Genomic DNA, 12,199 nt, shown 5'->3' on the forward strand with positions numbered 1-12,199 from the left:
GGCCGGCGCCGCGCGGGCGTCCCGCGGGGCGTCGGGCGGGGGCCGGGCGGCCCGTCGCGCCGGCGGTCGGCGTGCGTACCCTCGTCGGGTGAGCGACCCGCCGCCGCCCGCCACCCCCGCCCGCGACGCGCTCCTCGACGAGGTCCTGGCCCCGGCGCCGCCGCCGGCCCGCTTCCTCGTCCGCGGCCGCCTCGAGGTGCTGCCGCGCCGCCGCGCCGACCGCGACCTCGTGCTGCGCTGGGTCGTGGCGCAGCTCGTGCCCGTGCACGACCCGGTGGGGGAGCGCGCGCTGACGGAGGCGCTGGCCGCCCTCGTGCGCGACCCCGTGGGCATCCGGCGCGAGCTCGTCGACGCGGGGCTGCTCCGGCGGACGCGGGACGGCGCGGAGTACTGGCGGACGCTCGTCACGGAGTTCGACGTCCTCGGCGCGCCGTCGGGGAGCGGCGGCGACGCGGGGCCGGCGCGGCCGGGCGGCTGAGCGCGATGTAACGATTCAGACGCGCCGTTGACGGCGGGCGGAGGCCTGGCCTACCGTGCGGAATGCGCTTTCACACCACCGAGCAAGGAGGCTCTTCGCGATGAGGCGAATCACCGCCCGCACCGCCGCACTCACCGCCGCGGCGGCCCTCACCCTCTCCGCCTGCGGCGGCGGGGGCGGCTCCGAGGAGCCCGCCGCCGTCGCGACCACGCCGTCCGGCCCCGTCACGCTGTCCTTCACCTTCTGGGGCAACGACGACCGCGCGGCCCGGTACGCCGAGGCGATCGAGCTGTTCAACGAGCAGTTCCCGGACATCACGGTCCAGAGCAACTTCGCCGCCTTCGCGGACTACTGGCCGGCCCGCACCACGGAGGCCGCCGGCCGCGCGCTGCCGGACGTCATGCAGTTCGACCTGTCCTACCTCCGGGAGTTCTCGGAGAACGGCCAGCTCCTCGACCTGGCGCCGTACGTCGAGAACGAGACGATCGACCTCTCGGGCTACGACGGGACGCTCCTGGAGTCCGGCGTCCTCGAGGACAAGACGGTCGGCATCCCGACCTCGACGAACACGCTCGCCATGTTCACGAACCCGAACGTCATCGAGGCGGCCGGGGCGTCGTTCCCCGACGACGCCGAGTACACGTGGGAGGACTACAACGGCTTCATCGCCGACGTGTCCGGCTCCGGTGCCGCGTCGGCCGAGGGCCAGGCGTTCTACGGCTCCGGCGACTACACGGGCACGTTCTGGTTCTTCATCCAGTGGCTCCTGCAGAAGGGCGTGACGCCCTTCAACGAGGACGGCACGCTCGGCTTCGAGGAGGCGGACGTCCTCGAGTTCCTCGACCTCACGGCCGACCTGCGCGCCGACTCCCAGCTCTACCCGACGGCCCGCGGCGTCTCGCTGCTGCCCAAGGGCGGGTTCACGGTCAACGAGGTCGCCTCCGAGATGAGCTGGGACAACTTCCTGGCCCAGTACACGGCGGACTCGGGCACGGAGAACCTCGAGATGCAGCAGCTGCCCTCCATCGAGCCGGGCGAGAAGGCGCTGTTCTACAAGCCCTCCATGCTGCTGTCGGCGGGCGCGAACACCGAGCACCCGGTCGAGGCCGCGCTGCTCATCAACTTCCTGCTCACGGACCCCGAGGTCGGACGCATCTTCGGCACCTCGAAGGGCGTCCCCGCCGACGAGGAGCAGCGCGCCGCGGTCGAGACGACCGAGGGTAGCGTCGACGCGAAGGTCATCGCCTACGAGGAGGAGGTCGCCGAGCTGGTGACCGAGTCCACCCCGATCCCCGTCAAGGGCTTCGGCACCATCGAGGCGAAGTGGCGGACCTTGGCCGAGGAGCTCGGCTACGGCAACCTGGACCCCCAGCAGTTCGCGACGGAGTGGTTCGCCGAGGCGGACCTCGCCATCAGCTGACCCGCGCGGCGGCGCCCCCGGACACCCGGGGGCGCCGCCCTCCGGGGCGGGCCCCCCGCCCCACCCGCCGGCCACGCGCACCCCGCAGCCCGGCGCGCCGGCCACCGCCCGTCCGCGGGCCGTGCCACCGCCGCCGCACCCTCGTGCGCGCGGCCCCCGTCCCCCGACGATCGGAACCACCGTGACCCTCACCGCCGAGGCGACCCGGACCCGGGGCGCCCAGCCCTCGTCCGCGGCGCTGCGTCGCCGGCGCAGCAGCCGTGAGGCGCTGGCCGGATACGCCTTCCTGACGCCGTGGCTGCTGGGCTTCCTGCTGCTGACGGCGGGCCCGATGGCGTACTCCCTGTACCTGGCCTTCACGGACTACAACCTGTTCGCGCCGCCGGAGTTCACGGGGCTGGAGAACTTCCGCCGCCTGTTCAGCGACCCCAACTACCTGCAGGCGTGGAAGGTGACCGGCATCTACGTGCTGGTCGGGACGCCGGTGAAGCTCATCGCGTCGCTGCTGGTGGCGATGCTGCTGAACAACTCGTTCCGCGCGAAGGGCTTCTACCGCTCGGCGTTCTACCTGCCGTCCCTGGTGGGGGCGTCCGTGTCGATCGCCATCGTGTGGAAGGCGATGTTCATCGACAACGGCGTCGTGGACCGCACCCAGCAGCTGCTGGGCTTCGAGGCGGGGGGCTGGGTCGGGGACCCCGGGCGCACGGTGCCCATGCTCATCCTGCTGACCGTGTGGCAGTTCGGCGCCCCGATGGTCATCTTCCTGGCCGGCCTGAAGCAGATCCCCACCGAGCTGTACGAGGCGGCCTCCGTGGACGGCGCGGGCGCGTTCCGCAAGTTCGCGCGGATCACGCTGCCGATGCTCTCCCCGGTGCTGTTCTTCAACCTGCTGCTCGAGACGATCCACGCGTTCCAGATCTTCGCCTCGGCGTTCATCATCTCCAACGGCACCGGCGGCCCCGCCCGCTCCACGCTGTTCTACACGTTCTACCTCTACATCCGCGGTTTCCAGGACTTCCAGATGGGCTACGCCTCGGCGATGGCCTGGGTGCTCGTCCTGGTCGTCGGTGCCATCAGCCTGGTCCTGTTCAAGACCCAGAACCGCTGGGTGCACTACTCGGGGGAGTCCAAGTGAGCACCGCCATCGCACCCACCGGCCCGCGCCGCCCCGTGGCCGACGAGCACTCCGCGAAGCTGCGCCGTGCCACCCGCAACCGCAACCGCGGCAAGGAGCTCCTGTTCCACGTCGTGACCCTCGCGATCGTGGCGGTGATCCTCTACCCCGCGATCTGGATGCTGGCCTCGACGTTCAAGCCCTCGAACCAGATCGTCGGGAACGTGTCCCTGTGGCCCACGGACGCCTCGTTCGACAACATCCGCACCGCCCTGGGCGGGATCGGCGGGGTCTCGTTCTGGACGTTCTTCACGAACTCCCTGATCCTGGCGATCGGGTCCGTGGTCGGCATCGTGATCTCGTGCTCCGTGTCGGCCTACGCCTTCGCGCGGATCAACTTCCCCGGCCGGAACGTGTTCTTCTCGCTCATGATCGGCACGCTGCTGCTGCCGTTCCACGTCGTGATCATCCCGCAGTACATCGTGTTCAACAACCTCGGCCTGGTGAACACGTTCGTGCCGCTGCTCATCGGCAAGTTCCTCGCCGCCGAGGCGTTCTTCGTGTTCCTCATGGTGCAGTTCATGCGCAACCTGCCGCGCGAGCTGGACGAGGCCGCCCGCATCGACGGCGCCGGGCACGTGCGGATCTTCACCGCGATCATGCTGCCCCTCATGAAGCCGGCCCTGGTGACGAGCTCGATCTTCGCGTTCATCTGGTCCTGGAACGACTTCTTCGGCCCGCTGCTGTACCTGAAGAACCCGGACCTGTACTCCCTGCCCATCGCGCTGCGCCTGTTCGTGGACCAGACCACCACCTCCGACTACGGCGCGCAGATGGCCATGGCCGTGCTGGCGCTGCTGCCGGTGCTGCTGTTCTTCCTCATCTTCCAGCGCTACCTCGTCGAGGGCGTCGCCACCCAGGGCCTCAAGGGCTGACCCCACCGCCGGCCCGGTGGCGCCCGCCCGGCGCCACCGGGTCCGGCCGCCGCGCCCCCGACGGCCCGGCCGCACGAGCGCCGGCCGTCCGCTCACCGCCCCCCGCGCACGACCACCCCGAGCACCGACCCCGCACGCCCCGAACGAGGAGGTTCGACCGTGTCCCGACCCCTGCCCACCCGCCCCGCCCCGCGCCGACGGCGGGCGCGCACCGCGGCGGCCTCGGCGGTCGCCGCCGCGCTCCTGCTCACCGCCTGCGGCGGGGGCGGCGGGGCGGCCGACGGCGCCGCGACGGGGGACGGCGCGTCCTCGGACGGGGGCGGCGGGACCGTCACGCTCGACCTCGTCTGGTGGGGCAACGACGACCGCGCCGCCCGCTACGAGGAGGCCGTGGCGCTGTTCGAGGAGCAGCACCCCGACATCGAGGTGAACACCTCCTTCTCCGCCTTCCCGGACTACTGGACGGCCCGCTCGACCGAGGCGGCCGCCCGGGCCCTGCCGGACGTCATGCAGTTCGACTCGACCTACCTGCGCCAGTACGTCGCCACCGACCAGCTGCTCGACCTGTCGGACCTGCTCGGCGACGCGATCGACACCTCCGCGCTCGACGAGAAGCTGCTGACGGAGGCGACCATCGACGGCCGCACCTACGCCATGCCCACGGCGACGAACACCCTGGCGATGTTCGTCAACGAGGACGTGCTGGCGCAGACCGGGGTGGCGCCCCTCGAGGAGGGCTACACCTGGGAGGACCTCAACGCGTTCATCGCCCAGGTGCAGGCGGCCGGGGCGACCTCGGCGGAGGGCAACCCCCTGCACGGCAGCGCCGACTACACCGCCACGTTCTGGTTCTTCCTCCAGTGGCTGGTGCAGCAGGGGACCACGCCCTTCACGGAGGACGGCGGCATCGCCTTCGACGAGGCCGACGTGGTCGAGTTCCTGGGCCTCACGGAGGACCTGCGCTCGTCCGGGGCGCTGTTCCCCCAGGACCGCACGACCGCGCTGCTGCCCAAGGGCGGCTTCACCGTCAACGAGGTCGCCACGGAGATGAGCTGGGACAACTTCCTGGCCGGCTACGTCGCCGACTCCGGCACGGAGAACATCTCCATGCTCCCGATGCCCTCCGGCGAGGACGGCCCGGCGCTCTTCAGCCGGACCTTCATGATGGCGGCGGGCGCGAGCACGGAGCACCCCGAGCAGGTCGGGGAGCTGCTGGACTTCTTCCTCAACGAGCCCGAGGTCGGGCGGATCTTCGGCACGTCCAAGGGCGTGCCCGCCACGCAGGCCCAGCGGGACGCGATGCAGCTCGAGGGCGTCGACGCGAAGGTCGTCGCGTACGAGGAGTCCGTGCAGGACCTCGTCACGGAGCCGGCGCCGCTCCCCGTCGAGGGCTTCGGCACGCTCGAGGCGAAGTGGAAGTCCCTCGGCGAGGAGCTCGGCTACGGCAACCTCACGCCCGAGCAGTTCGCGGCGGAGTGGTTCGCCGAGGCGGAGATGACGCTGCCGTGACCCGCGGCGGGCAGGCTGGGACCATGACGCACCGCGACGCCCGCGACGACGCCCGCGACGAGGACGCCCGTCGGGGGGTGCCCGACGGGCGCGACGGGGGCGGCGACGGGGGCACGGTCGTGCCGGAGCGCCGCGCGCTGCTCGGCGGGGGCGCCTTCGGGCTGTTCAGCGAGGCGCTCGTCGTCGGGCTCGGGGTCTCCGTGCTCAGCCTGCCCGTCGTCACGGTGCTGCCGGCGATGGCGGCCGGGGCCGCGCACGTGCGGCGCCATCTCGACGCCCGCCCCGACGGCATCGGCGACCTGCTGCGCGACGCGCGGGCCGCCGTCCGCGGGGTGTGGCCGGTCGCCCTCGGCGCGACGGCCCTGCTGGCGCTGCTGTGGCTCGACCTGCGGCTCGCCGCCACGGGGCTGCTCCCCGGCGGGCCGGCGGTGCTGCTCGTCTCGGCGCTCGCCGGTGCCGCGCTCCTCGTCGTGCTGCTGCGCGCGGCCGCCGGCTGGCGGGAGGGCGCGCGCTGGCCCGACGTCGTGCGCGCCGCCGCCCGGCGCAGCCGCGCCGACCTCGGGGGCTCGGCGCTCGTCGTGCTCGCCCTCGCGCTCTGCGCGACCTTCACCTGGATGCTCGCGCCGCTCGCGGTGCTCGTGCCCGGCCTGCTCTCCCTCGCCGTCGTCGCCGTCGAGCACCGAGCCGACCGCCGGGACGAGCGCCGTGGCGCCGGGACCGAGCACCCCTCCCCGTCCTGACCCGCCGCACCCGCACCTCGTCGAGACCGACCGAACCCCACGAGACACCGAGGACGTCCTGACCGTGACCAGCCCCGTGACCAGCCCTGTGACCAGCCCCGTCGACCAGAACCCGACGGCGCCGCTGCCGGCGTCGAGCGCGAGCACGCAGCCCGGCGAGGGAGTCGTCCCGCAGTTCGCGCCCGTGCCGCAGGGCCGGCCGCGCCGCCGGTACGCGGTCGTCGGCACGGGCCACCGCGCCGGGATGTACGTCGGCGCGCTCGTGGGCGAGCACGCCGACGTGGGCGAGATCGTCGCGTGGTGCGACCCGAACCCGGGCCGCATGGACTACTACGACGGGGTCGTCGGCCAGGCCCAGGGCCTCGACGGGGCGGCCGGGCTGCCGCGCTACGCCCCGGACGGGCTCGAGGCGATGGTCGCCGAGCAGCGCGTGGACGTCGTGGTCGTCACCTCGCTGGACCGCACGCACGCCGAGCTCGTGGACCGGGCGCTGCGGGCGGGGGCGGACGTCGTCGTCGAGAAGCCCCTGACCACCGACGCCGCCGGGTGCCGGCGCATCACCACGGCGGTCGCGGAGACGGGCCGCGACCTCGTCATGACCTTCAACTACCGGTACGCGCCGCGGAACTCCTCCCTGCGGGAGGTCATCGCCTCCGGGCGCATCGGGCAGGTGACGTCCGTGCACTTCGAGTGGGCGCTGGACACCGTGCACGGCGCGGACTACTTCCGCCGCTGGCACCGGGACAAGGCCAACTCCGGCGGCCTGCTGGTGCACAAGAGCTCGCACCACTTCGACCTCGTCAACTGGTGGCTCGGGGACGTCCCCGCGCGGGTGTACGCCTCCGGCGCGCTGCGCTTCTACGGGGACAAGGCCGCCGACGAGCGCGGCCTGGGCGAGCGCCCGGCCCGCGGGACGGGCACGGCCGGGGACCCGTTCTCCCTCGACCTCACGGCGGACCCGCGCCTCAAGGCCCTCTACCTCGACGCGGAGAACCACGACGGCTACGTGCGCGACCAGGACGTCTTCGCGCCGGGCATCACCATCGAGGACAACCTGGCCGTCCTCGTGGACTACGCCGGCGGCGCCACCCTCACGTACTCCCTCAACGCCCACTCCCCGTGGGAGGGGTACCGCGTCACCGTCAACGGCACGGCGGGGCGGGCCGAGCTGGAGGTCGTCGAGCGCGGGTTCGTCGAGGTCGACGAGGACGGCAACGCCGTGCTCGACCCCTCGGCCACGCCGGGCGCGGCCACCTCGGACCCGCTGCGCCCCGAGGGCGAGCACCTGACGGTGCAGACCCACTGGCACCGCACGGAGGAGGTCGCGATCCCCGCCGGCATCGGCGGCCACGGGGGCGGCGACGCGATCCTGCTCAAGGACGTGTTCCGCCGCGACCTGCGCCTGGGCGAGGACCCGCTCGGCCGCGCGGCCGGGCACCTCGACGGGGTCCGGGCCGTCGCGGTGGGCATCGCCGCCAACCGGTCGCTGCTCACCGGGCAGCCCGTCCTCGTCGAGGACCTCGGCCTCGGCGTCGACCTGCGCGACGGCGCGCCCCAGGCGGCCGACGCCGCGGCGGCCGGGGCCCCCGCGTGAGCCCGGTGCTCGCGCCGGCCGGCGCCGCCCCCACCCGCCGGCCGCGCCTCGACCCGCCGCCGGCCGTGCGCCTGCTGCACGACGTCGGCCGCGCGGTCGACCTCGTCGCGGGGGACGTGACGCTGGCCCGGTACGTCTACGTGCCCGACGACGTCCAGCTCGAGAGCCCCCGGCCGTACCTGCACCCCGTGCGCACGCGCGGCGGCGACGTCGTCACCGCGTTCCGCCCGCACGACCACGTGTGGCACAAGGGCATCGCGTGGTCCCTCCCCGTCGTCGGCGACCACAACTTCTGGGGCGGGCCGACGTACGTGCACGGCGAGGGCTACGTGCAGCTCGAGAACGACGGCTCCATGGACCACCAGCGGATGACCGCCCTGGTGTCCGGCCCGGAGGGCGCGCACCTCGAGCACGTGCTCGCGTGGCACACGCAGGCGGGGGAGCACGTCGTCGACGAGGTGCGCACGCTCGGCGCGCACGTGCCGGCGGACCGCGACGACGCCTGGGTGCTGCGGTTCACCACCACGATGACGAACGTGTCCGACGCCGACCTCACCATCGGCTCGCCGACGACGCGCGGGCGCGAGAACGCCGGCTACGGCGGGCTGTTCTGGCGCGGGCCGCGCTCCTTCACGGGCGGCACGGTGCACGCGCCGGGCTTCTCCGGCGGCGAGGAGGTCCGCGGCACGCGCGCGCCGTGGATGGGCTTCACCGGGCGGCACGACGACGTCGACCGCGCCTCCACCGTGGTCGTCGTGGACGACCCGGGCAACCCCGGGCACGCCCCGCAGTGGTTCGCCCGCACGGAGTGGTTCGGCTGCCTCAACCCCGCGCCGTTCTTCTCCCAGGAGGTCCCGTTCGGGCCGGGCGCCACGCTGCGGTTCTCCTACGCCGTGGTCGTCGCGGACGGTGCGGTCGACACGGCGGGCGCGGAGGCGCTGGCCGGCCTGGGCTCGTCCGTGCTCGCCGCGGCCGCGCCGGGCGACGGGCGCGCGGCCGACGGCCCTCCGGCGGCGTCCGCGTGAGCGCCCCCGCCGCGGCGGCGCCGGCGGCCGTGCCGTCGCCGGCGGCGGGTTCCGTCGCCGGTCCCGTCGCCGGTGCCGTCGCCGGTCCCGTCGCGCCTCCCGTCGGCCTGCCCGGCGGCGTGTCGCTCAGCCGCCTGGCCGTCTACGACTGGCCCGCGCCCGACGGCGTGGGGCGCGTCGGCAGCGGGTCCCCGCACCTGCACCTCGCCTCGACGGAGGCCTACGTGGCGCTCGGCGGGTCGGGCTCCGTCCACACCCTCGGCGCCGACGGCCTGCGCGAGCACCCCCTCACTCCGGGGTCCGTCGTGACGTTCGCGCCGGGCACCGTGCACCGCGCGGTGAACGACGGCGACCTCGACGTCCTCGTCCTCATGTCCAACGCGGGCCTGCCCGAGGCCGGGGACGCCGTGCTCACCTTCCCCGCCGACGTGCTGGCCGACCCCGCCCGGTACGCGGCTGCCGTCGCCCTGCCCGGGCCGGAGGCGCCCGACGACGTGCGGGCCGCCGCCGCCCGTCGCCGTCGGGACCTCGCGCTCGAGGGCTGGGCGGCGCTGCTCGCCGCCGTGGACGACGAGGGGCCCGCCCGCGCCCTCGCGCCGCTGCACGCCGCCGCCGTGGCGCTCGTCCGCCGCCGCGTGCCGGGCTGGCGCGACACGTGGACGGGTTCCGTCGCCGCGGCCACCGCCGCCACGGACGCGGCGCTCGCGGCCCTGGCCGTCGGCTCGGGGCGGCACCTGGCCGGGGCGCGGGCCGACGCGCTCGACCCCGCCCCCGGCCCCCGGCGCTACGGCATGTGCGGCCGGCTGCAGACCTGGCCGCTGGGCGGCTGACCCGACCGGGCCGCCGGGCGGCCGGGGGCCCCGGACCGGCGAGCGACGGCTCGCGACCGGCCCCCGACGGCCCACGACGGGCACCCGACCCCGCCCCGACCGGCCCGCCGGGCGACCGCGTCCGCCGTCCGGGTGGTCCGGGCGCTGCCGCGGCCGCCCCGGCGGCGCGGACGGGTGCGGTGCGGCAGAGTGGTGGGCCCGGGTCGGCAGCGCACCCGGGCGCGACACGACGGGAGGGCTGCCGGTGACGCAGGGCGCACCCGCACCGCGGCGGTGGACCTCCTCGACCGGCACCGCCGCGCTCGAGGGCGGCCCGGACGGCGTGCGCGTGGTGCTCAGCGGCGAGGTCGACGGCGCGCTGGCCACGGAGGCGCTGCCGGACCTCGTCGCCCGCGTCGGCCAGGGGTCGGGCCCCCTCGTCGTGGACGTCACCGGATCGACGTTCCTCGACTCGCAGGGCATCGCGCTGCTCGTCCACGTCGTCCGTGCCGCCCCGGGAGACGCCCGCGTGCTCGCGACGGAGGACGCCCGGCTCCTGCTCGAGCTCGTGGGCCTCGAGCGCGTCGTGCCGGTGGAGTACCACGGGCCCGGCGACGAGAGGCGCCCGGCGGGCTGACCCGGCGGGTGCGACCGGTGCCCTGTCGGCCTCGCGGTCAGGGCGTCACGCGTCGGGCGCGGGCCGCAGCTCCAGGAGGTGCCCGACCTCCATGACGTCGACGACCTCCCGCAGCATCGTCGGGGCGTCGAGCACGGGGATGCTCGTCCGTCCGCTGCGGGAGAGCAGCTTGAGCAGGAACGCGATCCCCGAGGAGTCGATGAAGGACAGGTCCGAGGCGTCGATGACGACGCTGTCACCGCGCCGCACCGCCGCCAGGAGCTCCCGCGCGTCCGCGACGACGTGCAGGTCCACCTCCCCGTGCAGCGCCACCCGGACCGTCCCGTCGGCGTCGCGCGACGGCTCGAGCCGCCCGGGCGGGGCGGTCCCCGCGCCGCCGGCGGGGTCGGGCCGTGCGGCCGGACCGCTGGGCGCGGGACCCCCCGGCGGCCCGTCCGTCGCGGGCGCTGCGGGCGGGGTGCGGGCGTCGTCGTCCGCAGCCGGTGTGTTCCGGGCCATGCCCGGAGCGTAGGGGGGCCGCGGGGGCGGCGCACGGCGGGCGGGCGCGGTGCCGCCCCCGTCCTGGTCGGTCCGGTCAGGGCGCCTCGTCGTAGGACGTCACGACGGCGACGTCCAGCGCGAAGTCGACCCCGACGTCGCCGAACAGCAGCCGGCCCGCCTCGTCGGCGGCGGCCCGGACCGCCTCCGCCGCCGCCTCCGCGCGGTCGGCCGGCGCGTGCACGAGCACCTCGTCGTGCAGGAAGAAGACGAGGTGCGGCGCCCCCGACGGCCCGGCCAGCGCCCGCAGCCGCCGGCGCAGGGACGCCAGCCAGCACAGCGCCCACTCCGCGGCCGTGCCCTGGACCACGAAGTTGCGCGTGAAGCGGCCCTGGTCGCGGGCGCGGCGGCGCGCCTGACGCACCTCCTCGGCGGAGGAGCCCTCACCGGCGGCGGCCCGGACCTCCTCGCGCCACCGCGGGCCCGGGTCCGGCGACGAGCGGCCCAGCCACGTCGTGACGACCTCGCCGCGCTCGCCGGCGCGCGCCGCGTCCTCGACCAGCGCGACCGCCCGCGGGTACGCCCGCGCCAGCCGGGGCATGAGCAGCCCCCCGGCGCCGGACGTGGCGCCGTAGATGGCGCCGAGCATCGCGTACTTGGCCTCGCTGCGGGTCGCGACCGTGCCCGCGTCGACGATGCCCTGGTAGAGGTCGGCGTGCCGGCCGGCCGCCGCCATCGCGCGGTCCCCGCTCATGGCGGCGAGCACGCGGGGCTCGAGCTGGGCGGCGTCGGCGACGACGAGCCGCCAGCCGGGGTCGGAGCGCACCGCCCGGCGCACCTCCTTCGGCAGCTGGAGGGCGCCACCGCCGCTCGTCGCCCACCGCCCGCTGACCACCCCGGCCACCACGTACTCGGCCCGGAGGCGGCCGTGGTCGACCCAGCGGTCCATCCACGCCCAGCCGTTGGCACCCAGGAGTCGCGAGAGCCGCTTGTACTCCAGCAGCGGGTCGCGCACGGGGTGGTCGAGGGCGCCGACCTCGTGCTTGCTCGTCGAGGTCACGGCGCACCCGGCGCTGCGCAGCGACGCCAGCAGGTCGGGCTGCGAGTCGGGGTTGAGGCCGGGGCGGTCGAGGGCGGCGCGGACCGCGTCGGCGAGGGTTTCCAGGCGCTCGGGGCGGCGGCCCGCGGGCGGGCGCGGCCCGAGCCGCTCGGTGAGCAGGCGGTCGTGCTCGGCCACGTCCCACGGCAGGCCGTCGTGCTGCATCTCCGCGGCGACGAGGGCGCCCGAGGACTCCGCCGCCAGCAGCAGCCGGAGCCGGCCGGGCTCGGCGTCGGCGCGCAGCGCGTCGAGCTGGAGCCGCAGCTCCGCGACGAGGGCGTCGGCGTCCGGGCCGGGCGGCGCGGGCGGGGCCGGCGGCCCCGGCGGGGTGGGCGTCCCCCCGGGCCCGGGTGCGGCGGAGC

General features: G+C 75.5%; 12 protein-coding genes. 10 read left to right on the forward strand and 2 right to left on the reverse strand.

The genetic code is table 11. The features are described from left to right. Window positions 1-88: 88 nt before the first annotated feature. From EJA20_RS16390 to EJA20_RS16440, 10 genes are all read left to right on the forward strand, one after another. The gene (locus EJA20_RS16390; protein ID WP_129339617.1) at window positions 89-478 is read left to right on the forward strand and encodes a DUF2087 domain-containing protein; all 390 of its coding nucleotides are present in this window, start codon (window positions 89-91) and stop codon (window positions 476-478) included. Between the two features lie 100 nt (window positions 479-578). Further along, window positions 579-1,898 (forward strand): ABC transporter substrate-binding protein, encoded by a 1,320-nt coding sequence (locus tag EJA20_RS16395; RefSeq protein WP_129339618.1) that lies wholly within the window; start codon window positions 579-581, stop codon window positions 1,896-1,898. 181 nt (window positions 1,899-2,079) lie between these two features. Then, window positions 2,080-3,033 carry a carbohydrate ABC transporter permease gene (locus tag EJA20_RS16405; RefSeq protein ID WP_129339619.1) on the forward strand — a complete coding sequence of 318 codons (954 nt, stop codon included), beginning with the start codon at window positions 2,080-2,082 and terminating at the stop codon, window positions 3,031-3,033. Then, window positions 3,030-3,947, forward strand: coding sequence for a carbohydrate ABC transporter permease (locus EJA20_RS16410; RefSeq protein WP_420836445.1), 918 nt, complete (start codon window positions 3,030-3,032; stop codon window positions 3,945-3,947). Before EJA20_RS16405 ends, EJA20_RS16410 begins: the two co-directional genes overlap by 4 nt. 159 nt (window positions 3,948-4,106) lie before the next feature. Further along, window positions 4,107-5,456 (forward strand): ABC transporter substrate-binding protein, encoded by a 1,350-nt coding sequence (locus EJA20_RS16415; RefSeq protein WP_240675584.1) that lies wholly within the window; start codon window positions 4,107-4,109, stop codon window positions 5,454-5,456. A 23-nt stretch (window positions 5,457-5,479) separates the two neighbouring features. After that, on the forward strand, window positions 5,480-6,196 hold the full coding sequence (locus EJA20_RS16420) for a hypothetical protein (protein WP_240675585.1): 717 nt from the start codon (window positions 5,480-5,482) through the stop codon (window positions 6,194-6,196). 76 nt (window positions 6,197-6,272) lie between these two features. After that, window positions 6,273-7,790 (forward strand): Gfo/Idh/MocA family protein, encoded by a 1,518-nt coding sequence (locus tag EJA20_RS16425; protein WP_276319555.1) that lies wholly within the window; start codon window positions 6,273-6,275, stop codon window positions 7,788-7,790. After that, on the forward strand, window positions 7,787-8,815 hold the full coding sequence (locus EJA20_RS16430) for a DUF6807 domain-containing protein (protein ID WP_240675586.1): 1,029 nt from the start codon (window positions 7,787-7,789) through the stop codon (window positions 8,813-8,815). The genes EJA20_RS16425 and EJA20_RS16430 overlap by 4 nt, the downstream gene beginning before the upstream one ends. Next, window positions 8,812-9,645 (forward strand): cupin domain-containing protein, encoded by an 834-nt coding sequence (locus EJA20_RS16435; RefSeq protein WP_338068839.1) that lies wholly within the window; start codon window positions 8,812-8,814, stop codon window positions 9,643-9,645. The genes EJA20_RS16430 and EJA20_RS16435 overlap by 4 nt, the downstream gene beginning before the upstream one ends. 244 nt (window positions 9,646-9,889) lie before the next feature. Then, entirely contained in the window at window positions 9,890-10,261 is a 372-nt protein-coding gene (locus tag EJA20_RS16440; RefSeq protein WP_129339620.1) for an STAS domain-containing protein, read from the forward strand. 45 nt (window positions 10,262-10,306) lie between these two features. On the opposite strand, the gene EJA20_RS16445 is transcribed toward EJA20_RS16440, so the two are convergent. Together EJA20_RS16445 and EJA20_RS16450 are read right to left on the reverse strand one after the other, a co-directional pair. Further along, window positions 10,307-10,759 carry an STAS domain-containing protein gene (locus EJA20_RS16445; RefSeq protein WP_129339621.1) on the reverse strand — a complete coding sequence of 151 codons (453 nt, stop codon included), beginning with the start codon at window positions 10,757-10,759 and terminating at the stop codon, window positions 10,307-10,309. Between the two features lie 76 nt (window positions 10,760-10,835). Continuing rightward, window positions 10,836-12,199, reverse strand: a 1,364-nt coding sequence (locus tag EJA20_RS16450) for a bifunctional 3'-5' exonuclease/DNA polymerase (RefSeq protein WP_129339622.1), incomplete at its 5' end; no start/stop codon positions are given.

The organism is Cellulomonas endophytica, from assembly GCF_004123805.1.
GTDB lineage: Bacteria > Actinomycetota > Actinomycetes > Actinomycetales > Cellulomonadaceae > Cellulomonas > Cellulomonas endophytica.